Consider the following 25,099-nt stretch of genomic DNA (forward strand, 5'->3'; position numbering starts at 1 on the left):
CTTATATTCGATATTTTTCATAATTTGTGACTATAATTTCAGAAATTTTCCCTCGACTGGAAGACTTCGCTCCATTGGTTCGTGTAGCTTCGACATAATGAATATTGAACTCTTGATACAATTCCTCCACTAAATGACTCGAGGAATTTGATAACATAACATAAGCGCCAGCATCACTTAACCTCTTAAAAGTATCTCTTAATCTAACCTGATCGTCATAAGAAAAACCTTCATGAGTATATGATGTGAAAGCACTTGTATCAGATAACGGAATATAAGGAGGATCGAAATAAATAAAATCTTCTTCCTGAACATCAAGAAGTGCATTCTCAAAATCTCCCATTCTTATTTCTATTAGATTATTGTTCAAATAAGTTGAAATAGTAGATATCAACTCTTCATCAACAATTTTCGGATTTTTATAACGACCGTATGGTACATTGAATTGATTTTTAGAATTCACTCGATATAGGCCATTAAAATCGACTCTCAGCATATATAGAATCCTGGCCGCTCTCTGTACGTCGGACATATTGTTTATTCTATCATCACGATCAGCTGAACGTAATTGGAGGTAATAATCCTTTGAATTATTCTCTTGATGATACCTCAATAAATCAATCAACTCTTGAGGATTATCCTTGATTTGTTGATAACAGTTGATCAATTCAGAATTATAATCATTGATAACAGCCCTTTTAGGAGCTAAATCAAAAAATAAAGCCCCCCCTCCGATGAAGGGTTCATAGTAATGATTATATGATTCAGGCATAAGATTTTTTATTGTAGGCAATAGTTGTCGTTTACCACCTGTCCATTTGGTGAATGGTTGTAAAATAACTTTTTTCTTTTGTTCAATATTCATACCTATTATTATACCACAGACATGTATCTATTAGTCCTATATTTTACCACTCTTTTTTATATTTCCTTCTAACCTATTTCATAAATTAAAATCATAAAAACGCATAATATCAGGCATTCAAAAACCTTGATATTATGCGTTTTATCAGGGAAAAATTTGCTAGATTTTCTCCTCAAATTGAATCATTACCCAGCCTCTTCTATTATCTTCTTTTACCCTTTTTTACAGGCATGAGCGTAATGTCTCTCAAGCTAAAGTAGGCTAGAGCCAGCATGGCTATTGTGACAAAGAATTCTGTCGGTAATTGGAAGATTTGCAAGATGGACAACATCAGCAAAATCAAGAGTGCAACAACTACAAAGACCAAGATAACGATGTTGACTGTTCCTTTGATACTTTGAGGTGTCGCAAATACATAGAGTAGTAATAAGAGTATCCCTATGATTAAATAGACCATCTTTATCTCTTTCTAGCTCTTATTCAGCTGATTTTTTCTTTTTGTTGGCTTTCTCGCGCTCTGCCTTGTTGAGGATTTGCTTACGCAAACGGATAGACTCAGGTGTTACTTCCATGTACTCATCGTCGTTCAAGAACTCAAGTGACTCTTCAAGTGTCAAGATACGAGGTGTCTTGATAACAGCTGTTTGGTCCTTAGTAGCTGAACGGACGTTGGTCATTTGTTTGGCCTTAGTGATGTTAACTGTCAAGTCGTTTTCACGAGAGTTTTCACCGATGATCATTCCTTCGTAAACCTCAGTACCTGGGTTGACAAAGATTGTACCACGCTCTTCGATAGACATGATTGAGTAAGTTGTAGCCTTACCAGCATCGATGGAAACAAGGGCACCACGGTGACGACCACCGATTTCACCTGGAATGAGTGGCAAGTATTGGTCAAAGGTATGGTTCATGATACCGTAACCACGAGTCATTGACAAGAACTCAGTTGAATATCCGATCAAACCACGCGCTGGAACAAGGAAGACCAAACGAGTTTGACCATTACCAGTTGAAATCATATCCAACATTTCACCCTTACGTTCAGAAAGGCTTTGGATAACAGATCCTTGGTATTCTTCTGGAGTATCGATTTGAACACGTTCAAATGGCTCACATTTAACACCATCAATCTCTTTTACGATAACTTCTGGACGAGACACTTGAAGCTCATAGCCCTCACGACGCATGGTTTCGATCAGGATTGACAAGTGCAATTCTCCACGACCTGAAACAGTCCATTTATCTGGTGAGTCCGTTGGGTCAACACGAAGGGAAACGTCTGTTTGCAATTCTGCCTGCAAGCGTTCTTCCACCTTACGAGAAGTCACCCATTTTCCTTCACGACCTGCAAATGGTGAGTTGTTGACCAAGAAGGTCATTTGAAGGGTTGGCTCATCGATGTGTAGGATTGGAAGAGCTTCAACTGCATCAGTCGGAGTGATAGTTTCACCGACAAAGATGTCTTCCATACCGGAAACAGCAATCAAGTCACCTGCTTTAGCTTCTTGGATTTCACGACGTTCCAAACCAAAGAAACCGAAAAGTTTTGTAACACGGAAGTTCTTGGTTGTACCATCTAGTTTAGAAAGGGTAACTTGATCTCCAACTTTCACACTACCACGGAAGACACGACCGATACCGATACGTCCTACGAAGTCATTGTAGTCCAAAAGTGACACTTGGAACTGCAAAGGCTCATCTGAGTTGTCTACTGGAGCTGGGATATGGTCGATAATGGTGTCAAAGATTGGCGCCATTGTTTTTTCTTGATCAGCTGGATCATCTGACAAGGAAGATGTTCCGTTAATCGCTGAAGCATAAACAACTGGGAAATCAAGCTGATCATCATCTGCACCAAGCTCAATGAAGAGCTCCAATACTTCGTCCACTACTTCTGCCGGACGAGCTGATGGTTTGTCGATTTTGTTGACAACCACGATTGGAACAAGGTCTTGTTCCAAGGCTTTTTTCAATACGAAACGAGTCTGTGGCATGGTTCCTTCGTAAGCATCCACGACCAAGACAACACCGTCAACCATCTTCATGATACGCTCAACTTCTCCACCGAAGTCCGCGTGTCCTGGTGTGTCCATGATATTGATACGAGTTCCATTGTAAGCAACAGCTGTATTCTTAGCAAGGATGGTAATTCCACGCTCTTTTTCGATATCGTTTGAGTCCATAGCACGCTCTGCCAATTCAGTACGTGCATCAAGAGTTTCAGATTGTTTCAATAATTCGTCAACGAGGGTTGTTTTACCGTGGTCAACGTGGGCGATAATCGCAATGTTACGGATATCTTCTCTTAATTTTGTCATGATTTCCTCTAATATTTTAAATTTTTATTTCTAACTGAACAATTATACCACAGTCTCATTCAAAAATCACAAGTCAGCTAAGTGTAAATGTTTTCACTCTGCTTTTCTAGTCAAGGCAACTCTTTTCAAAGTCAGAGACTTATGATAAGATAAGCTGGTATGCGTTTAGATAGATTATTAGCCCAAGAAAAGATCAGTCGCAAGGCTATGAAACAGGCACTTCTGAAAAAAGAAATCCTAGTAGACAATTGTCCAGCCAACTCCCTGGCTCAAAATGTCGATACTGGATTGCAGAAACTAGTTTTTCAAGGACGGCAGATTCAAGGATACAAGCACACCTACCTCATGCTTCATAAACCAGGTGGAGTGGTGACAGCCAGTCAGGATAAGGACCTACCAACCGTCATGGACCTCCTTCCACCTGACATCCGGTCTGACCAGCTCTATGCTGTCGGCAGATTAGACCGTGACACGACGGGACTGCTCCTTCTGACAGACAATGGACCTCTTGGCTTCCAACTCCTTCATCCCCAGTACCATGTCGATAAATCCTATCAAGTGGTGGTAAATGGACTGCTCACACCAGACCATATCCAGTCATTCAAAGAGGGGATTGTCTTTTTAGATGGGACCACTTGTAAACCTGCTCAGCTCGAAATTCTGTCCGCAAGCCCAACAGAGAGCCATGCCTCCATCACCATCTCAGAAGGAAAATTTCATCAGGTCAAAAAGATGTTTCTCTCAGTCGGTGTCAAGGTGGTCTCTCTCAAACGAGTTCAGTTCGGCGATTTTACGTTAGATTCAGAACTTGCAGAAGGGCAATACCGATTCTTAAACCAAGAAGAATTAGAGATGATTAAAAAATACTTAGAAAAAAGTGGATAAAAGAAAAAAAGCTTTAAATTTAAAGCTTTTTTGTTTATTGCTTATCTAAAAAATACTGCGACAGCTACAATTCTAAAAAATACTGCGACAGTTACAATCCAGTTAAGTACAGAAACCACAAGTCCTACGATATTGAGAATTTTTTCTGTTTTATAGTCTAGTCCAGATTCTTTTTGGTATGAAAAAGCCAAGACCAATCCTATGATCCCCAAAATCAGACCTACTATTGGAAATAGCAAACCAAGGACGATAGATAAGATACCTAAAATAAGTGAAGGTTTTTTCTTTTGTTGTGAATTCATATTATAAAATCTCCTTAAATTTATTATAAATGATGATACCTTAAGATACTAGCTTTATCACTCATTCGACAGTTTTTTAAAGAATCTTAGCTAGTCTTCACTTTCCCTTTCCAAGAATCCAACCCATAAGAAAGAATATAAATCTCAGAGAAATCTTGTTTTTTCAGATAAAGTGCTGCATTGGTCACTCGTTGTCCTCGTTGGTTTTCGGAACTTTGACAACTTTCAGAAATGGATTGTTATCGATTTAAACATAAAAATGGAGAAGACTAGGATTGCCCTCTCCAGATTTTGGCTTTTTCCCAACCCACTACAGTCGACAAAGAGCCAAAACATAAATGCCTGCGATTAGGTTATCATACAGCAAAATAATATAAATCAGTTTTACCGACTAAACCATATTCACACATAGAATTAAGCTTGTTAATAATGTAATTCTCCATGTCAGCAAGTGTTCCAAAAAGCTTTTCAATTTGGTCTTCAATTTTAGACTTTACTTTCTCAATAATATCTTTAACTATAAATTTATCTGTTTGGTCTAGAATTATTTCCGATACTATCTTACTTTTTTCTTCATATATTGTATTTATCATTTTTTCTCCTTACAATTAATCATTTCATTTACTTCATTTGCTAAAAACTCACCAAATCTTTTTAGAAAATCTTCCCTAAATTCATTATTTAACGAAATCTCCTCTTTAAGTTTAAGGTAGACATAAAAATATGGACAATTACTTTTTTCAAGCTCTAAGATAGATCTTATATTAGAGAGATCAGAAAGCGCAAGCACTTCTCCGTAACTATAAAGCATAGGTTCAGGAATCAATCCATTCTTTATTTTCTTAAATACTACAAAATAATCAGCTACCTTATCCTTATAGTAATATTGAATAAACTTATCCATACTTTCTTTTATATTTACTTCTTTCCCTAACACCGAACCTAAATATGCGAACATCACATGCATTGTTCTATTTTTATAATTTTGTGGATACTTTGCATCTATTTTTTTGTACCCTTCATCTTTTTTGCACTTTTCTATGTTTTGGTACTGTTCTTTTTTCTCTTTATCATAATTCTCTATCTCATCTTCGAATGCATTACTAAATAAATAGAAATCTTTATTGTTTTTAATTACCGAATAATAATTTTTTTTATTAGATAAAAATTCTTCCAGCATGTAGGATATCGTTTGCTCTTTTTCACAATAATTTTCAAAATAATATTTCTTTAAAATTGTTAGAAGCCAGTTATCATCCCATTGTATTAAAGAATCAAAATACTCACTTGTAGAATATGCTCTTTCAATGGCCAACCAAAGTCCTGATATATCATCCGGCAGAACATTATCCTCTATCTTTGATAGTTGTTCCGTTTTACTAAGGTGATCCTTAATAATTGTCTCAACACAGTTTTGTAAAATTGTATCTGTTTTCGAAACACGATGGTGATTTATTATATTTTTATATAAATACCATCTTTTCATAAAAAAATCTTCAATCGTGTTAATTGTTTTTGCATCGAAGACAACTTCTATCTTTTCAATTTCATTATATTTAACTTTATGAAATTTACAAGATGAAATTAGTCTATTATATTCTATTTTACCATTATCAATTCCTGAATTATGAATATCTCTATTCACATAGTCTAATCTATCTCCATCAATAGCCCCCGAAACTATTTTATGGATTGGCTCTAACGTATCTGATTCTTCAAAAATTAACATTGTTAACTCAAATACTACTATCTTAAACCATTTTTTTTCAAAACATAAGTATTTAAAAGCTTCATTTTCAGGAGATAAAAGCTGACTAATTAGTTGTTCAGTCATTTTTATTCCCATTTTTTCATGTAATTGAAAACTTTGACCACCATCATCATAATCTTTTATAATTTCTAAATACTGTTTTTCTCGTTCAGTTAATTTTTCCTCAGGTTTCTTTTTCAACAGTTGGTATATCTCATTCATCGAATGCTCAGTAATGTGACTAAACGGAGGATGACCTATATCATGGAGTAAGCCGCAAAGTCGCACAGCTTGAAAAATAATTATATATAGTAATTTATCATCTTTTTTAATATTTTGAGGAATACATCTGTTATAAAAAATATTTTCCAATTCATCCTCTTTTAAAAAATTTTTCAGTCTTTCCCCTTTATTTTTAAAGCTAGCATCTCCTAGAACTGCCTTGTAAGTTCCACTCTTTTCTTTTATTATTTTTTCGGAAATAAGGTTTTTAATTTTAGAAAATATACTTGATATCAAATCCTGTTCTGTGTTACAAATAGAATTATAAAAAATGTCACCACACAGTTTCATCGTTCCCACAGAATGCTCAAATCTTTTTGTTCTATTAGTCGGAAAAGTCAAGTATGCTGTGGAATTTTGCGAAACATGATGTAATCTATTGAATAGTTTTGTCGATATAACTTCTTTTTCAATATCACTCAATAAAATAGTGCCATGATTAGTATCTGCAATATATATTTGTCTTTCCTGCATACTCTCAACCTCTCTTTTCAATACATTTAAGTATCTTTATACTAGCAAAATTTATTAAAAAAATCATTTTTCTAATGTTTTAGATGCATATTTCTATCTATATTTACACAGTTGAAATATTATTGGTATAAATAGATACTCTACTTCATTTCTCAACACTAAGTTACAGAAACAGGACAGCTCAATTTAGTTCAACAGCCCTGTTTTTACATACTTAATTAACTCGTCTTGACCTTCCCGTTCCAAGAATCCAACCCATAAGAAAGGATATAAATCTCAGAGAAACCTTGTTTTTTCAGATAAAGTGCTGCATTGGTCACTCGTTGTCCGCGTTGGTTTTCGTAGAGAAGGACAGGTTTATCCTTACGAAGGGCTGCAAGGCTAGTCTTCAACTGATTTGAAGGAATATTGCGGGCTCCTAGAATATGTTTTCTGTGGAAATCTGCTGCATCACGGACATCGATCAACTGTCCTTTCCGAATCAAGGCTTCAAATTCTGCATTGTCTACAATCTTAGCCGCACGACGAATACGAAGGTAGTTATACCCCATCCAGGCCGCCATTGCCAGAACGATTCCCCAAACAATCCAAATTGTCATAAGTTCTTATCTCCATTTTTCTCTATGTAGTCTAATTCTATCTTGTGCTCTCTACGAAGAACAGCTTCCGCCTCTAGATAGTCTAGCTTGTCCATCAGACCTGCATCATAGATCCGAGAGAGTTCGAGCTTCATCAGTTCAATATCATACAAACGCTTCCCCATGTAAACAATAATGCCAAACTGTTTGAGAAATTGCTGCACATCATAGAATGTTTTCATAGCTTCCATTTTAGCAGATTCTAGACTTTTTTTCAATACTGGACCGGCTCTTTCCCCCTATTTTCTTCGTCTTCATTGCCCATTCTTCATCAAGTGTGGTACAATAAAAACATGAGAATTCAACAACTACACTATATTATCAAAATCGTCGAAACTGGCTCTATGAATGAAGCAGCCAAGCAACTCTTTATCACCCAACCCAGTCTCTCTAATGCTGTTCGAGACTTGGAAAATGAAATGGGCATTGAAATCTTTATCCGCAATCCCAAGGGCATTACCTTGACCCGTGATGGGATGGAGTTTCTCTCCTACGCTCGTCAAGTTGTCGAGCAAACTCAGCTTCTGGAGGAACGCTATAAAAATCCTGTCGCCCACCGCGAACTCTTTAGCGTTTCCTCTCAACACTATGCCTTTGTAGTCAATGCCTTTGTATCCCTACTTAAGAAAAGTGATATGGAAAAATACGAGCTTTTTCTTCGTGAAACTCGGACTTGGGAGATTATCGACGATGTCAAGAACTTCCGTAGTGAAGTCGGTGTCCTCTTCTTAAACAGCTACAACCGTGATGTTTTAACAAAAATGCTGGATGACAACCACCTCTTGGCCCACCATCTCTTTACAGCCCAGCCCCATATCTTCGTCAGCAAAACTAACCCTCTAGCAAAGAAAGATAAGGTTAAACTAGAAGACTTGGAGAACTTCCCTTACCTCAGCTATGACCAAGGGACTCACAACTCCTTCTACTTTTCAGAAGAAATTCTTTCACAAGAACACCACAAGAAATCCATTGTAGTCAGTGACCGTGCCACCCTCTTTAATCTCTTGATTGGTTTGGACGGATACACGATTGCAACAGGGATTTTGAATAGCAACCTCAACGGAGACAATATCGTTTCCATTCCACTAGACATTGACGACCCGATTGAACTGGTCTATATCCAGCATGAAAAAACCAGCCTATCTAAGATGGGCGAACGCTTTATCGAATACTTACTAGAAGAAGTTCAGTTTGATAGTTGATAAGCCGCCAGACATATTTTATAATATTTCTTAGAAAATAATGATTGGAGAATATCGTTGAAAAAGTTTATATTGGCAAGTGCTGTTGTCCTTTCAATGGCAGGATTGGCACAAGCACCTATCTACGCAGAGGAAAGCAATGCTAATCCTCCTGCTACCACCGAACAAAGCAACTCTAAGGAAGATAAGAAAGATCTTTCAATTAAAAATGAAGAAGAGGTTGCAACACTTCCAAAAGACAAGGTAAAAGAAGAAGCCCCTAAAAAAGAAGGATGGCAGGAAGAAAACAAACAGTGGCGTTTCTATGAAAACAATCAACCTGTCCTCAAATGGAAAAAAATTCAAGATAAGTGGTACTATTTTGACAACGATGGAAACCGACTCAGTGATACCATCTTTGATGGCTATGTTCTCAATAAAGACGGGGGCATGGTAGAAAATGGCTGGGTAGCTCTTGAGGGTAAATGGTACTATGTCAGTGAGTCTGAAAAAATCATCCAACAAAAATGGAAAAAAATCGGAGGAGTTTGGTACTACTTTGACAAAGATGGTGTCATGCTCAGTCAGACAATCGTTGATGGTTATCTCCTTACCAAAAGCGGGGCTATGGCGGAGAATGGCTGGGTAAAGATTGACCAAAATTGGTATTATGTCACACCATCTGGCAGAATCTCGCAAGACAAATGGGAGAAAGTCAATGGTTCATGGTATTATTTTGACAAAAACGGCGTAATGCTCAGCAAAACGACCGTTGGTGCTTACCTGCTCGGCAGTAGCGGGGTTATGGCGGAAAACTCCTGGGTGAAGATTGACCAAAATTGGTATTACGCTAATGAATATGGGAAATACAGCCAAGACAAATGGGAGAAAATAAAAGGAACTTGGTACGCCTTTGAACAAAATGGTGTCATGCTTTCCAATAAATGGAAAGGAAGCTACTACCTCAAATCTAGTGGAGCCATGGCTGAAAAAGAGTGGATCTTTGATAAGGCCTACAACAGTTGGTTCTATCTAAAAGCGGATGGAACCTATGCGGCTCGTGAATGGATCGGTGCCTACTATCTCAAGTCTGGTGGTTACATGGCCAAGAATGAGTGGATTTACGACGACTATTACAAGGCTCGTTACTATCTGGACGATAGTGGACATTATGTTTCAGGAACTTATAGGATAGACGGCAAGGAACACTTGTTCCAAAAATACGGTCAATGGATTTCTGAAGTTTCAGCTGAAGGTGGATTTGTAAAAGGCCAATATACCAAAACCATCTTCCTAGATCCTGGACATGGTGGCAGAGATTCTGGAGCTTTCTACTACAATGTAGCTGAAAAAGATCTCAACATGCAGATTTACCGTAAACTTCGTACTAAGTTAGAAGAACTAGGCTACAAGGTCCTCACTTCTCGTGATAGTGATATTGACGTTGATTTTGTTACCGAACGTTCTCGTATGGTTAATAAGACCAACTCTGATATTTTTATCAGTATTCACTTCAACGCTACTGGTAATACCTACTCAAAAGCGAGCGGTATTCAAACCTACTCCTATAGCGATGAACCTGATTATCCAAGTAAGATTAATAAATACTGGCACAATCACCCAGATCGTATGAGTGAAAGCAAACGCCTCGCTGCGGCCATCCACTCCTCTCTTCTAGCAGAAACAGGAGCTAAGGATGCTGGCCTGTTGGAGAGTAGCTATGCCGTACTACGCGAAACAGCCAAACCAGCCGTTCTCCTAGAACTTGGTTATATAGATAATTTCTCCGAAAATCAACGTATTCGTGATGATCGATACCAAGATAGACTAGTCGCAGGTATTGTGAAAGGCATCCAAAAATACTACGCTGGTAAATAAAAACAAAGTCTCGAGAAACTTCGAGACTTTTCTATTTGTCTTCTTTTTTATCTTTATCAGGAAAGAGGTAGCCAAGTCCTACACAAGCTAGCACACCGGCACCAATCACCAAACCACTTGAAATTGGCAAAAGATCCAAAATGGCATTTGCAATGATAAAGGCAATGATCAGGCACATGAGGCTAGCTTTGTAGTCTTTTTTCAAAAGATTTTCTAGAGTGAAATAGAGAAACAATCCTACCGGAATGAGTGACCAGAGATTGACATCCAAACTTGGCCATCCAACAGAGCCGAAATACAATACTAGCGCTGCTGCTACTAAAAATACGATTCCCAATAATTTTTTCATTTTTTGTCTCCATTTTCTTTTTTTGGTTCTTGAGTTGTCTGATACTGACCCCTCACGCCCTTTACAAAAATCATTATAGCAGAGGATTTTTTCAAGAACAAGCCTTTTTACCTATCTGGTCAATATCTCTGTCTAAGTGGTTGAATAGTAGTGATAAAAGAAAAAGAAGCTCATTTGAGCTTCTTGATTTTACCAAGTACAAGAACATTTCTGAACTAAGTGAATCTAAAGTTAGATTCTAAACTAGTTTTTCTTTTCCTTAGATTCTAGAGAGGATTTGATTGCTTCACGCTCAGCTTGTAGTTGAGATAAGTTCTTTTCTTCTTCCTCAACTTTACTAGTATCTGGTTTCACACGATAATAAACATCTTCTGGTTTCATTAACATCGCTTCATATTGTTGTCCAGAAAAAAGTCTCTCCTCAGCATGATTGCTTTTATCCGTAATCTTCCCATCATCACCAGGTTGCATAACAACACCACTTGGCACAGCTACTACTACAAATCCTCCAGCAACAGAATCTTTTACCCACGCACTGATAGAAGCCGTCTCAGGATTACGACTATCTTGACCTTTTGATACCTTTAATCCAACTACAGATTCGTACTTTTGATCATTTGTAAACCAAGTCGCATCTACTTCTCCAGAATCATTAATAATGTATTCATTACCAGATTGACTACGCCAAGTACCTTCTAAACTAGACAAGTCATTGCTCTTGATTGCTTCAATATCGAGTTTTGGAACAGCAGTTTCTTTCTTCAACTTGCTAACAAGTGCTTCTGCTTCCGTAATTTTGGTATCTAAAGCAGTCAGTTGATCCTTGAGTTTCTGAATTTCCTCTTGTTTATCCTTATCAGTCTCATCTGTTTTTCCTTGGCTTGTCGACGATTGACTTGTTGACTCTGTAGTTGAAACAGCAGACGATGCTTGATTTGACTCTTTCTTTCCAATCAAAGAATGCGAGAAAACACTTACTAGGATTATAGCAACTAAAATACCGAGGACTAACCCAATATAGATTTTAATGTTTCTAGTTCCTCTCGCAAACTTTTTAGTTGACTGCGCCTCTGCTAATTCTGATGCAGTCGGCTTGCGGCCATTCGCCTCCTCAAATTGTTTTACCCATTCTTTCTTATTCATAATTTTCTCCTTTTTGATTTATATTCAGCCAAGCTTACGATACTTCATTTGTTACTATCCAGGATATTTTATAATTTTTAGAAAATCTAAGCAAAAATTTCTAGAATAAATAACTACAAAAACATCTCTAGATTGGTATCAAAACAAGTATTTATTACAATACATTATATCACAAAATATTAACAACCGTTTGTAATTATATTTTAAATAAGCCGAAGATATGGATTTCAAACAGAACCCATCTCCATTAGAAAAAGCCTGTCCTGAGACAAGGCTTTTACATATATCTCTTTAAAATCTCCTATTTTCATAGAAATCTAAATAATATATTTATAAATCAATATTTTCACAAAACTATGTCATCACCTCACCATCTAATCTCAGTACATAAACCATTTTTTCTATAGCTTTTGTCTTAATCTTTATTTTTTCTCTTCAATCCAAGAAAAGCTCCTACTATAAACATGATTCCGGCAGCTAATAGTGTCTGGGCTCCGCTTGCTGTTCCGGTTTTTGGCAACTCATTAGGATTGTTACTAGTTGATTTACTATTGATGTTGGTATTTTTATTAGTTAAGTTCCCTTGTTCATTTAGATAAACGTTTTTGTTAATTTCAAAGTTTTTATTATTTTCATCAGAAACAATACTGTTGACATCATTAGTTGAATTAGATTGTGTTTTTTCTTTCTTTTTCGATACATCAAAAGTAGGTTTATTTTCCTCCTCCTTTTTCTCCTCTATTTTCTTGAATACAGGTTTTATAAAGGTATCTTTTGATAGATTAAGAACATAGCCGGCGTCTTTTTTCCCTTCGAAACCAGAAATTTCCCAGCCATCAAATTGATATCCTTTTTCTAATTCACCCTTATAGACAGGTAACATAAAATCTTCTTCCGACACTATCGTTGAACTCATTTCTTTTCCATTTTGAATGGTCACAGTTACTGTATGAGGTTTTAGTTCGCTTACCTCCCCCGTATCTTTGTTTAAAATGAATTCTTTTACGGTTGTATTTCTTGCAAAATCTTTTACAACAATCTTAATGTTTAGTGTCTTATCTGTTAGTTGTTTAATATCATCAAATGATTTGTATTCTTTTCCATTTACATAAATATGTTGTTCTTGAATCTCACCATCGAATCCATTATTTCTTTTATCATTGATGTTAAAGACTACAGATTTTCCATTAGCATATTCGATACTAGTATTTCCTTTTGGATCAATGTTTACTTCTGGTTTGACATTATCATATAAAAATTGATAATGTACTCCAACCGCTTTCGCATTCAAATCGCTATAGCCAGTTTGAAGATAAACATTTCCATCCATGTCTGTTACCTTATCTGGGAATCCGTTTGCTTTATAGTCTTTCATCCCCCAGTCCATGATGTCACCGTCTTTAACATTAAGCTTAATGTTAAAATCTCTAGTGTTATCAATGTGTAAATCTCCGTAGATTAAATAATTGTCTACAACCGATTCATTAACTCTCAACTCCCAGTTAAAACCACCCTTATCAGAAATCTTACCTCTTAAATAAAATTCTGGATTTCGTACATAAATTTTATTGGTTTTAGATGGATTAAAGTAGTTCTTGTCCATTGAAAGATTTACTGGTTTTGCATCAATAAATAACGTAGAGCCATCTTCTTTTATAGCTTCTACATTGGACTTATCCTCTCCTGTGTACTCTTTACCATCCTTACCAAATAATACAAGTTTAGAAGAATCTGTTACAAGATTGCCATCGTTATCGATTGCTTCCCCTTTATCATTCATTTTAAATGTAAACACTTGATACCTTACAATGTTAAAGCCGTCCAAAGCCGACATTAATACTGATTGAGTACTTCTTCCATCTTCAACATTTCTACTATCAGCATAAATTGTTGTTTCTGATAAAACTCTTAGATTAGGATTGGCCTTTTGGATTTTTGCTATATCTTCCTTGTTATAGACTCCATTCCCTTCTAACATATCCGTTTTTCCAGGATTATAGGTAGTCACTTTTAGTGCATAGCCTTTTCTTAGAATGATGTTATCCTTTAATAGATATTGTTGTTTTTCTGAATCAGCATAGATTTTACCAGATTCCATGTCCGTTAAATTGTTTGGTTTATTTTTTGAAAGATCTCCTTCTCCTAATTCTATTACATTCCCATAACTTGATGCATACGGATATTCTTCTTTAGTTTCCTTAATTTTTTCAGGCATTCTAATTTTAGTTTCAGCTTTTATCTGACCATCATCTTTAACAAAGAATCTCATATCTCCTGCAAAAGCTAATCCATCCACAATATCATTAATATTAGCGTATAAATCAAAGGTCATCGTTTTTGAATGGGAATCATACTTGGTCGTTTTGATTTCTATCGATTTATAATTATTGCCATAATATACCTTGGCATTTTTAGAAACATTACTGATCTTTCCAAGAATTTCAAAGTGTCCATCTTTAGATGGGTTTAGAATGCCATAAATTTTTGATTTGATTTCATCAAGTTTTTCAGTTTCATATTCTAAGGCACTACCATCGTCATATGCAATGATATTTCCCTTATCATCGTATTTATAATCGTATTCCTCTATTCTCTTACCAGTTTCACTTGTAAAGTCATCAACTTCTCTAAATTTCTTTTTAATGAGTTTCTTTAAATCTTTACTTTGAAAATCTCTAATTGTTGAAATGGCTTTATTGATAGTAAAGCTAGATTTTTCTTCGGTAGCCTCTTCATTTTCATGATGATGTTCTACCTCAGTTGTCTCTTTGTTTAGACTATCATATTTAACATTTTTTAAATTCTTAAATTTAGATTCAGGAATTTCTCCAAGCTTTTGGTATTTAGATGAATCTTGATCAGGATCTACTAGATAATAGGAAATCATCCCATTTTCATCAGCATGATCAGCAAATTTAATTCTATGAATCTTTGTGAAATTGCTAGAACCGTCTAATGCAATCACTTCAATGATTTTGCCTCTTAAATCTCCTGCACCTTTAATTTCATAAATGGTATTTCCGTCTTTGTCAAGTTTCCTATTTCTTCCTTGACCCTCACCTGCATAAGTTACTTCAAGATTTTTCTCAACCTCTCCATCTTCATTAACAAGAGCAGCTCCTGCATACCAAACTTCGTTGGCAATCTCATCAAATTTTTCAGGATGTTCTTTTTGATCCCTAGCAAATAAAGTCTCATTCTTGTATTGCTCTTTTACCTTGTGATAAGTATCCTTTGTGATCAGCTTAATTTTTTCAGGATTTGAAAAATCAATCGAAACAATCTTAGGGGCTGTGTTATCAATTTTTACAGGAATATAGGAAACCTGCCATGGGTAATCTTTAGTTAATCTATATTTAAATTTATAGAAATATTGACCTTCTGCAATCGGTTCAAATTGACCTCTTATCCTAGTAGCTGGATCTTGGTTATCCTTACTTTCTGGTGCATTTTCTTCTCTACCTCTAGGGTTATAAATGAGTCCATCCCATTTCAAGTCACCCCAAACTTTTAGCTTAGAAGATTTAATGCCCTTTGCATCATTTCTTTTAGAGTTTAAAATTCCTTTAATAAAGTGTTCTCTCGAGATGACTTTTAAGTCTCTTTGATTTTCTCCCTCTTTATTTGTATTTACTATTGAAATCACTCCTTCTTCTGCACTTCTTAATACAAGTGGAGAAGGTGTTAATCCTCTCTCAAGTTGAGCATCTTGAGGATTTCCATTTGAATCTAAAGGATAAATTTTAGCAATATTAGAACCACTTGATGACGGTGCGTTGATTCCTTCGTTATTGAAAGCAAATAATTCTGGATTTTGATCTAGGGATGTTCTATTTTTATCTTTTCTATTTTGTATAACTCCTGCTGGATTAAATTTATCTATACCATGTTCTCCACCAATCCCCTTATTTAAGGTACCTGGAATTTTTGGTTTACCATCATCATCATAACCTTCCATTGCTTTTGATTTTGATCCTTCTTCCCAGGCCCATTTATCAAGGATTGGTTCGTGGTTCCAATTTCCAGCAAATCCCATTAGAGGCATCGACAAAGAAGGTTGGAAGTTTATTTTCTTCCCGTTAGAGTTTAGAGCTTCCATTTCTTCCATTGACTCAAAATGAATAAATGATTCTACGAATTTATTTTTGTTTTTAGCCTCTCCAACATTTATAACCGCATTTAAATCAAAGCTAGAATTTGGGCCTATTGTGAAAGTATCATGCTCAAATGTGATATTTGCTCCTTTAATTTTTTCTGGGTGGATTTCTGGAACAATTTGCTTCCCATCTGGAGATTTTTCGTCTTTGTATGTTTCATCCAGTTTTAGTCTGTCAGTTAGAACATCTGTAGTTACCGCTGATGCTGAAACTTTAAAGGTTAAAGGTCTGTTGGATGTATTGTGAAGCTTAATTGTAAAGTATTTTTTATCTCCTTTTATTTCTTTAAGAGAAATAGAACCATAAGAGTTTACCAAACCTTTAGAATCCGTGTTTTTGAAAGTCGCGACGACTTCATTTCTCAAAGCATTGGCAACATTAATTAGCCCTGCTCCCTGTTGTCTAGGTGATGCAAAGTATTGACTTTTTTCTTTCCAAGAAGTCGCATCCATCATAGGGCGTGCAGTATTTTGTAGAGCTATTTTGGTAAGACTTGTAAGGTCTATCTTGTCATCTCCCTTAAGATTTTTCAATACAGGTCTTTCAAGCATTTCCTTTAACTTCGGTCTAATCAAAACAGTAGAAGCTGCTACGATTGGAGTCGCCATACTAGTTCCTGACATATAGCCATAAGTTGATTTACCATTAATGACATTGAGAGTAGATTTAATATTTTTACCTGGTGCTGAGACATCAGGTTTTAAAAGTAAATCTGTTCTCGGTCCCCAAGATGTAGACCCTGCTGGAACGATGATATCTTCTTTATACAGTTCTTTGTCTGTGTCAGATGCAAATTTAAAGTCAATCTCTTTTTCGTCACCTACATTCGGTTTATTAGAATTATAGCTTGCCATATCAATTGGATAGTATTGCTCCAATTTATCTTTAAAATCTTCTTTATTATTCCTTTTGACTTCAGTTTTTTTATCAGGATTAATCATATTCCATAGCTTTACACCATCATCTCCTGAAATTGAAAATACTTGACTTTTAGTCCCTTCATCCGCTTCATATCCCATTGCTGGAAGCTCTGTCCAATTATCTCTATTGTAGTAATTTACAGTATTTACAACCATAATGGCACGTGCACCCTTATCCGTTGCTCGTTTAAAAGCATCTTTTAAATCCTTGGTATAAATTCGATCCATTACTGCAATTTTGCCCTTAAGATCCAATCCTATCAAATCTTTGTCTTGACCTTTGCCTATATATACAAATTTTAATTTATTTGGAGCTTTTGATCCATCTTCATTTGTTATGATTTTATTCTTATCGAAAAAGGCACCTATATTTCTGTATTTAAAACTTTGTCCACCTATGTTAACTTTATCAAACTCAACTGTTTGATTTTTAGCAGAAGCAACTGCTATCGCATCTTCATGTGCTGCAGTTCGTGTTACATTTCCAGTGTCGGTCATTTTCAGATTATTATTTGCCACTAAATCCCAAGAAGAACTTGAAGCAGAAGTCGCATAGTTACCCGTAGCTACAACCATTGGAATGCCTGCTTTTCTTAATGCTCTAATGGCTTGCCAATATTTCTCACCTACAAGACCTGTTCCTGTAAAGCCAGATGATACCGAAACAACATCGACATTGTGTTTGATTGAATCTTCAATAGCATGAAACATTGTTTCATCCCCTGCGAACCCAGATCCTGCGTCAGAGTACATTTTATAAGAGAAAATTTGTGCATTAGGTGCAATTCCATCTATTCCGTTAAAGTTTTTGATATCTTTTTCAGTATCATTTCCCGCTAGAATCCCTGCAATATGCATCCCATGTGGATCAAAATAATCGGCACCATCATCAGTTTTTTCTACTGTAATTTTCCCACCATTATAATAATTAAACGCATGAGGGATTTTGTCACTCAACCAATAATTTTTATCAGTACCTTTTAAGTCTTCTTTTTTAAATCTCATTGAGTCTTTGGCATCATCATCGATTCTCATAGCCTTATGCCTATAATCTGTCCCGGTATCGATATTTGAAATGACCATACCTCTACCATCAAAATTTTTACCAAATGGAGCATTAATAGACTTTAGGTAATCGATAGCCTCTTCAACTCCAATTTCCTTTCTGGCATGATTCATCATTGGTAGGAGTTTTTGTGACCGTTCAACCGACGAAACACCTTCTATTTGTTTAATTTTATCCAAATTATCTGGAGTTGTTTCAATGGCGATGCCATTAAAAATCGTATTATAGGTATATAAAACTTTTGTATCCTTAAGATTTGATAGTTCCTTAATTACTTTTTCTCCAGATTCTTTATCTTTAAATTCAGCAATATAGACAAGTTTATCTTCTTTTTTCGGATTTTCTGTATCTTTATTTACAAATGAGTCCGCATCATCTCCTTTGGATTGATTGGAGTCTTCTTTGATACTTGCTCCTTCGTTACTAGTTTTTTTGTCTATCTCAGACTTTCTACTAACAACTTCTTTTTCCTCAATAACTGTTGTCTTCTTCTCCTCAGTATCCTTTGAAGTTTCTATAACATTATGAATATCTTCAGATTGTTCATTGTTTTCTGTTTCTTTATCTGCTACTACTTTTTCTTTATCAGAAATTCTTAAAGCATCTTCAGAACTAGGTGCATCTGCTAAAATTACCTCATTGGGGGCATATGCTGCTAAAATAACTGCAGCAGTAGTTAATGACAATACCGTACTTTTTTTCATTATAATTCCTTCATTTTTTATTTTAAACCCAATAGATAGAAAACTTTAACTTTGCTAGCCTTTGTTATAAAAAGTTTTATGACGTATTATCTAGTGGGATAGAGTAGTACATTTATATATAATTGTTAGCTCTCTGAAAAATAGTATATCAATTAAAAAAATTTAAGTCAAGAAAAATTAACACGCATTAATTTTTTTTTTAATGTACCTTAAAAATATAAACCCAAAACTTTCGTAGTTAATTGGGTACAATATAAACTCATTCCTACCATCAAAAATATTATCAATCAACTGGAATAATTACCAAAATCGCAAAAAGGGGTATGGATAGAATTCATGCCTTAATAAACATGCAAAAACAACCGCAATAATTTTCAACGGTTGTTTTTAACATATTTAATTTTTAACTCTCATCCTATTTTATATCTTAAGAACCCGCACTTTCGTAAGCGTCCAAGCCCCTGTCCCAGAGTTTTAAAGAAATAACAAAGAAAACAAGGGAAATCAGAATCAACCCACCAATGTTAAAGAGCCCGTCTTTATCCTGCAAGAAATAGCTGGCAGGATAGTAGGCCGTAAAGGCGAAAGGTACGATAAAGCTAATCAACCAACGAAGGAGCGAATTGTAAATCGAAATCGGATACTTGGCAAAGTCATTAAACATATAAAAAATGTAAATCATGGCTCCTGACTGCTTGGTCCAAAAAGCAATACTGGCAGTCGCGATTTTCAAGGAAGTATAGATCAAGGTCGCAAAAGGAATACAGACTAGAAAAATCAGGAATTTTGGAAGAGTCCAAGCAATGCTAGTCACAGTTGTCGCTAGCAAGATTCCACCGACCAAGAGTTCGCCAAAGGCATCAATCTGAAAAGTCTCAACTAGGATGTGAAAGAGAGGATTGATAGGACGCGTCAGATATTTGTCAAACTCCCCTTTTCGCACCAAGCGCTGACCTAGCGCCCAGAGATTGTCAAAAAAGAGATGGTCCAATCCCTTGGGAATTAAGGAAAAACCGTAGATAAAGGCTATTTCTTGAAAAGTCCAGCCTTCTAGAGATGGGATGTGTTGAAAGAGTACATTGAGAAACAAGAGACTCAAGCCTTGAGTCAGAAAGACTCCCAAGACACCAACCACAAAATCCACCTTGTATTCCATGATTTGCTTGATGTATTGTCTGATAAAAATCAGATGCATGCGTTGATATTTTTTCATACTAACCTCCCTGAATAGTGATGAATGACTGGACTCGTTTCCAAATCAACTGAGACAAGCCTACCATCACCAAGAGCCAGAAGACCTGTAGCAAAAGCGCCTGAAGAATCTGACTGGCATCGTATTTCCCAACGATAATCATGACTGGAGTATAAATCAAGGATGAAAAAGGCAAGAAGGAGAGAATATCTGAAACAATTTTTGGAAAGAAAGCTAAGGGAATCAAACTTCCAGACATAAAGGCCACTATAGAAGTCTTGAGTAGATTGGAACCCCATAGATTCTTAAACACAAAGGCTGAAAATCCAAAGCAGATATTAAAGAAAAAGTTAATCAGATAAGCGAGCGTTAAGCTAAAGAGATAAAGGACAGTTAACCCCAGCACTTCTACAATACCTTCCCCAGATAAGATTTTCATCAAGACAATAACACTTAAAAATGGCAGTCCAACAGAGATAAAAATCAACCACTTAGACCCAAGCTCAGTAAAGAGATAAGAGGCCGCAAAATGCACTGGTCGCAACAAACGCATGATAATGGAACCATCCTTAACCTCCTCCCCGATCATAAAGGAGCTATCCGACCTAGTCAAAAGATTGGTCACAAAACTCATGATGATGTAGAGGGTGATATCTGCCATACTGAATCCCTGAATCAAAGACTCTTGCGACGAATCAAAGACGGCCTTCCAGAGATAGAAAGCCACAAAAGCCCCCATGACATCGCCAATCCGATAGAGAATAAAGTTGACTCGATAGGTAATCAACTCCTGAACCCCTGCATTGATAAAGGGTTTATAACGTCTCCACAATTTGACCATCTTAGAGCTCCTTTCGGTAGAAGCGACGGATAATATCCTCAATATCCGTATCCACCATCTTCAAATCGCGGATCTCAAAATCAGACAAGGTTTGCTTGATAATATCAGCTGACTGGTAGCGGGAACTATCGAATTCAATATTAAGGCTATTTCCTTGTCTATCAATGGTCATATCAGGCAGGCCTTCATAGTGAGAAAGGAGATGACTTTGACCTGGTACCAGTTCAAAGAAGAGTGTCTTCATCTTACCAAAGGTTTCCTTGAGCTGGCTAACCGTTCCATCAAAAATCTCCTGCCCCTTATCAATCATGAAAATCCGATCACAGAGTTGCTCAATATCACTCAGATCGTGAGTGGTCAAGAGAATGGTGGTCTCTTCCTCCTGATTGATCTGGGTAATGGCCCGACGAATATTATCCTTGACCGAAACATCCAAACCAATAGTCGGCTCATCTAAAAAGAGAACCTTGGGATTGTGGAGCAAGGAAGCCGCAATATCCGCCCGCATCCGTTGACCCAGTGAAAGAGTCCGAACGGGATCCTTGATAAAGTCTTTCAAATCCAAGACCTCATTCAAAAAATCCATGCGCTTATGAAAGAGCGAGTCCGGCACATCGTATATCTCTTTCAAAACCGTGTAGGTCTCTTGCAGTGCCAAATCCCACCATAGCTGGGTGCGTTGCCCAAAGACAACCCCAATATCCTTGACATAGTCTTGGCGATTGTCCTGCGGAATCTTACCGTTAATCCGACAAAAACCAGATGTCGGTTTCAAAATCCCTGTCAGCATTTTAATGGTTGTTGACTTCCCAGCACCATTAGCCCCGATAAAACCTAAAATCTGCCCCTTGGGAACTTCAAAAGTCAAATCCTTGACCGCTTCAAAGGTCTGCTTTTCGGGATGAATAAAGGAGCGCAAAGCTCCCTTCAAACCAGGTTCCTTCACTGTCTTCACAAAATTTTTCTGAAGATGTTCCACTTCTATCATTGCCATAAATCTCTCCCTATAGCAAGGAATAGCTACGTTGTATTTTTGACTACAAATATCTAAATCCTTACTTTCTACACCTTCTCAATATTATTACAGAAGGCTTTATACCAACCTATTATAGTCCAATAAAAAATAGAATGCAAGCGTTTGCCTATGGATTATAAAATTGGAGAGTTCTCTCTTAAAATAATACCTTTAATCAAAAATTATGGGTTCATCGTTTCCTTAAAACACAAAAAAACTGCCCAAAAGGGCAGGCTACGAATTATAAAAAGCAAACTATTTTGACCTATATGATTCACTATTTAATCAAAGAACTAATCTTTCATAATTCTTTTCACAATCCCATTTCTATCAATTAGAAAACAATCTGGAAAGGTCATCTACTCCCAATTTTCATAATCAAAACTGGAATCAAAGTGATGAAGTAGTATTCCTATCAAATTCCCGTATGAACTAAGTAAAATCGTTTTTTCTGATATCATAGACATTCATTAGATGTCTATTAACTACAAATTTTTGACTGATAGATGTTACTAATTCATTTTCCTTTTGTAAACTGATTTTGTGAAATACAAATGTAGAGACTAAAACACAAGAATGAAACTAGAAAGCCAATACTATATTATTTTAGTTTTTTCAGAATATTATTGTACAAAAAATAGGTTGTGTCTGAAAGATTCTAGTGACTTCTGAGATTAGTCTAGCACCTTACTTTCTAAACTATAACAATGGTTTGTTTAAAATACTTTCTAATGTCACCCTTTCTTCCAGTTGAGAATCTCTCCATCTATCATAGGCTTCATCTTCGTAGAAAATGCTATCATATTTCCACTGCAAATATTCTTCAAGATGGTATTGTAAACTTGAATAATCAAAATTTTCTACTGAGATATCATCCCATTCATAGCCCCCTCCTAATAACTTCTCTGTTATTCTATTTTCAAATTCTGATATTTGTTCTTCGACTTCCCAATCCAAATCAAAACCATCTGGGTCATAAGTACAATCAACGTCTTCCTTTTCCAAAGTGCTGCTACTGTCTAAATAATCTTGGAGTAACTCAATTTTTTTCTGTCTAAAAACGCTATAGCAGTACATCTCTTTTAAAGAACCTTCTTGATAATCATCATCTGCTATACTTACCTCATAAATTATCTCACTTATTGCATCTACGATAGCATCTAGTTCTTCCGAGCCAAGATAAGGACTATTTACTAGTTTATCTAAAACACTTTTATCATCAAGAATACTCAGAAATACTCTTTTCATTGCTTTATTATCAGAAAAATAAATCTGACTAATAATATCACTCCACCCATTCAGATAAATATTTAAATTATTACGCCCATCATATATTCTCAGCAACTCCTCAAAATCAGTCTTAAATTTTGAAAATTGATTTAAATATATAATGGATAGGATTTTTTCGCCAATAAAATCATCTTTATCCTTAAAGTACTCCCAATCATCTAGTAGTTTACTAAAAAATATATTCTGCGACTCATTTAATTCACGCCATACATAACCATCGACCCCTTTACATAATTGGTGAAGGTAAATAGAGTTCTCAGTTATTTCTTCAGTTATTTTGGGATACTCTTTTAATTTATCATTTAAAAAATCAATTATGCTAGGATTAAAAAAGTCTACCATACTGTCATCATCAAAACTTTCTTTTTTAAAAGTAACCCATGAACCATCAAGCTTTTTTAACGATTTCTTAAAATCAAATATTGGATTAAGTTTCAAAGCATGCAGTGAGTTTATCAACCACTCTTCTTTGATAGGGAAGCTATCGAATCGTAATAAAGAAAATAACAAATATTTTTCTTCATCCTTCAGATTGTTAAATAAATTATTGTAAAGCTGATTAGGATGCTCAAGATTATATACTACATAATCATAAAAATTTTCGTTAGAATCCTTAAAATTATTTGCTATTAATTCTACTAACCTAGGAAAGTAATTTCGATGTTGTACAATTCTTGTCCAATCTCGTCCAATAAGATCGTTATATTTTTCTACAAGCTCTTTCTTGTCATCGTTTTCAAGATAGTGTGCTTTTCGTTTAAAAACTTTCCTAAAGATATGGGCTCTTTCTTCATCCGAGTACTTAGATAGATCAATAATAAATTTTCTTTCCTCTGAAAACTTTTCATTTATTAGTTTTTGAAACTCAGAATTCATTGATGTTGCATCTTGAACAATTTGAGTTCGAGAATTTAAACAGATAAAGAGATTATTAGTATAAGTTGATGCGGAATATAGTTTTCTTATATCTTGCAGTATCCTCTCTTCAACATCAAACTTATTACGTCCTAAGAAATCATCAAAAACTACAAAAAGATTCCTATCTTCGCTCCCCCTATAAACTTCATGATATAATTTGAGAACCTCGTTAATATCCTCGACTCTACGAACAATAACATCAAATTCATTATCATCATTATTTAAAAATAAATTTCCTAGCATTGAACAAGTTGTTGTTTTTCCAATTCCCGCTGGTCCTTGAATTAATACAATATGTTCCCTTTGTAAAATATGATATGCTTCCCCTAGAAAAGACGTTTCAACAAAATATTTAGAATCAAAATCTGAAAAATATTCCTGTGATTCTGCTTCTACCGATTTCAGTCGATCACTCTTCAGGATAATTGAAATATCTTTCTCCAACAATCCATAATCCATAAAAACATCTCTATATTCTTTCTGTTGAGAAAGAGTGGTTAACGTAGATGAGTAAATAATATAATCATCGGTCGGAATTGCATTAGGAATAATTTCATCTGCGTAATCACGAATCTCCTTTAAGTTTGCAGGGGATAACCCCATACTTGTAACAATAACATATTTAAAATCCGTCACCCAACCATATTTTTCTTTCGTCAGAGCAATTTTATCAATTTCTTCTTTTAAATGTTTTACAGCTGTAGTCTTATTTTTTGTTACCTGCCACCGTTTAGCTTGAAGAATAAGAGTAGGAGATTTGATATCATCTATTCCATCAATACCGGCATCTCTCCCTTCCTTAAATCCATGTAAACTCTTATTTTCAAATTTTTTCTTTACAATCTCAATAGCAAAATTTTCAAAGTCTGATGTAGTCATTCCATCAGCACGAATACCAATATCCATAGTTCTCCTAATTCTAAAATCCCTA

18 protein-coding genes and 2 pseudogenes are annotated in these 25,099 nt (G+C 35.6%); 3 read left to right on the forward strand and 17 right to left on the reverse strand.

Going from position 1 to position 25,099, the window contains the following annotated elements; all coding sequences use genetic code 11:
* Position 1: 1 nt before the first annotated feature.
* The 3 genes from B7705_RS08845 to typA all read right to left on the reverse strand — a co-directional run bounded on the left by B7705_RS08845 (position 2) and on the right by typA (position 3,183).
* Entirely contained in the window at positions 2–865 is an 864-nt protein-coding gene (locus B7705_RS08845) for a DNA adenine methylase (RefSeq protein WP_084949047.1), read from the reverse strand.
* Positions 866–1,067: 202 nt separating this feature from the next.
* Positions 1,068–1,322 carry a DUF3165 family protein gene (locus tag B7705_RS08850; protein WP_000262659.1) on the reverse strand — a complete coding sequence of 85 codons (255 nt, stop codon included), beginning with the start codon at positions 1,320–1,322 and terminating at the stop codon, positions 1,068–1,070.
* A gap of 19 nt (positions 1,323–1,341) precedes the next feature.
* The gene (typA, locus tag B7705_RS08855; RefSeq protein WP_061587725.1) at positions 1,342–3,183 is read right to left on the reverse strand and encodes a translational GTPase TypA; all 1,842 of its coding nucleotides are present in this window, start codon (positions 3,181–3,183) and stop codon (positions 1,342–1,344) included.
* 159 nt (positions 3,184–3,342) lie between these two features.
* On the opposite strand from typA, the gene B7705_RS08860 reads away from it, so the two are divergent.
* Positions 3,343–4,068, forward strand: a complete 726-nt coding sequence (locus B7705_RS08860) for a 16S rRNA pseudouridine(516) synthase (protein WP_084949049.1) — start codon at positions 3,343–3,345, stop codon at positions 4,066–4,068.
* 41 nt (positions 4,069–4,109) lie between these two features.
* Here the strand turns inward: B7705_RS08860 and B7705_RS08865 are convergent, their stop codons facing one another.
* From B7705_RS08865 to B7705_RS08890, 6 genes and pseudogenes are all read right to left on the reverse strand, one after another.
* The gene (locus B7705_RS08865; protein ID WP_001088136.1) at positions 4,110–4,370 is read right to left on the reverse strand and encodes a hypothetical protein; all 261 of its coding nucleotides are present in this window, start codon (positions 4,368–4,370) and stop codon (positions 4,110–4,112) included.
* 86 nt (positions 4,371–4,456) lie between these two features.
* A pseudogene (locus B7705_RS08870) lies at positions 4,457–4,579 on the reverse strand (rhodanese-like domain-containing protein); the annotation flags it as partial.
* Between the two features lie 147 nt (positions 4,580–4,726).
* The gene (locus B7705_RS08875; protein WP_084949050.1) at positions 4,727–4,963 is read right to left on the reverse strand and encodes a hypothetical protein; all 237 of its coding nucleotides are present in this window, start codon (positions 4,961–4,963) and stop codon (positions 4,727–4,729) included.
* Positions 4,960–6,876 (reverse strand): HD domain-containing protein, encoded by a 1,917-nt coding sequence (locus B7705_RS08880; RefSeq protein WP_084949052.1) that lies wholly within the window; start codon positions 6,874–6,876, stop codon positions 4,960–4,962. The genes B7705_RS08875 and B7705_RS08880 overlap by 4 nt, the downstream gene beginning before the upstream one ends.
* Positions 6,877–7,094: 218 nt before the next feature.
* On the reverse strand, positions 7,095–7,475 hold the full coding sequence (locus tag B7705_RS08885) for a rhodanese-like domain-containing protein (protein ID WP_084949054.1): 381 nt from the start codon (positions 7,473–7,475) through the stop codon (positions 7,095–7,097).
* Complete coding sequence (locus B7705_RS08890) at positions 7,472–7,705, reverse strand: YqgQ family protein (protein WP_044135604.1); 234 nt, start codon at positions 7,703–7,705, stop codon at positions 7,472–7,474. The genes B7705_RS08885 and B7705_RS08890 overlap by 4 nt, the downstream gene beginning before the upstream one ends.
* Positions 7,706–7,807: 102 nt before the next feature.
* On the opposite strand from B7705_RS08890, the gene B7705_RS08895 reads away from it, so the two are divergent.
* Positions 7,808–8,716: a LysR family transcriptional regulator gene (locus B7705_RS08895; RefSeq protein ID WP_001222589.1), complete on the forward strand. Its 909-nt coding sequence runs from the start codon at positions 7,808–7,810 to the stop codon at positions 8,714–8,716.
* Between the two features lie 57 nt (positions 8,717–8,773).
* Positions 8,774–10,573, forward strand: coding sequence for an N-acetylmuramoyl-L-alanine amidase (locus tag B7705_RS08900; RefSeq protein ID WP_084949055.1), 1,800 nt, complete (start codon positions 8,774–8,776; stop codon positions 10,571–10,573).
* Positions 10,574–10,604: 31 nt separating this feature from the next.
* On the opposite strand, the gene B7705_RS08905 is transcribed toward B7705_RS08900, so the two are convergent.
* The 8 genes and pseudogenes from B7705_RS08905 to B7705_RS08945 all read right to left on the reverse strand — a co-directional run bounded on the left by B7705_RS08905 (position 10,605) and on the right by B7705_RS08945 (position 25,074).
* A complete protein-coding gene (locus B7705_RS08905) occupies positions 10,605–10,922 on the reverse strand; it encodes a hypothetical protein (RefSeq protein WP_084949057.1) in 318 nt (105 codons plus the stop codon).
* A gap of 243 nt (positions 10,923–11,165) precedes the next feature.
* Positions 11,166–12,065, reverse strand: coding sequence for a DUF6287 domain-containing protein (locus B7705_RS08910; RefSeq protein ID WP_084949058.1), 900 nt, complete (start codon positions 12,063–12,065; stop codon positions 11,166–11,168).
* Positions 12,066–12,480: 415 nt separating this feature from the next.
* On the reverse strand, positions 12,481–18,912 hold the full coding sequence (locus B7705_RS08915) for a S8 family peptidase (protein WP_084949060.1): 6,432 nt from the start codon (positions 18,910–18,912) through the stop codon (positions 12,481–12,483).
* A 427-nt stretch (positions 18,913–19,339) separates the two neighbouring features.
* Positions 19,340–20,125 (reverse strand): ABC transporter permease, encoded by a 786-nt coding sequence (locus tag B7705_RS08920; RefSeq protein ID WP_084949062.1) that lies wholly within the window; start codon positions 20,123–20,125, stop codon positions 19,340–19,342.
* Position 20,126: 1 nt separating this feature from the next.
* Positions 20,127–20,945 carry an ABC transporter permease gene (locus tag B7705_RS08925; protein ID WP_084949063.1) on the reverse strand — a complete coding sequence of 273 codons (819 nt, stop codon included), beginning with the start codon at positions 20,943–20,945 and terminating at the stop codon, positions 20,127–20,129.
* 1 nt (position 20,946) lies between these two features.
* Positions 20,947–21,939 (reverse strand): ABC transporter ATP-binding protein, encoded by a 993-nt coding sequence (locus B7705_RS08930; protein WP_084949065.1) that lies wholly within the window; start codon positions 21,937–21,939, stop codon positions 20,947–20,949.
* Between the two features lie 314 nt (positions 21,940–22,253).
* Positions 22,254–22,415, reverse strand: a pseudogene (locus tag B7705_RS10125) (phosphoglycerate mutase); the annotation flags it as partial.
* 244 nt (positions 22,416–22,659) lie between these two features.
* Complete coding sequence (locus B7705_RS08945) at positions 22,660–25,074, reverse strand: nSTAND3 domain-containing NTPase (protein ID WP_084949066.1); 2,415 nt, start codon at positions 25,072–25,074, stop codon at positions 22,660–22,662.
* Positions 25,075–25,099 lie beyond the last annotated feature (25 nt).

The sequence above is a fragment of the Streptococcus oralis subsp. dentisani genome (assembly GCF_002096685.1).
Classification (GTDB): domain Bacteria; phylum Bacillota; class Bacilli; order Lactobacillales; family Streptococcaceae; genus Streptococcus; species Streptococcus oralis_AD.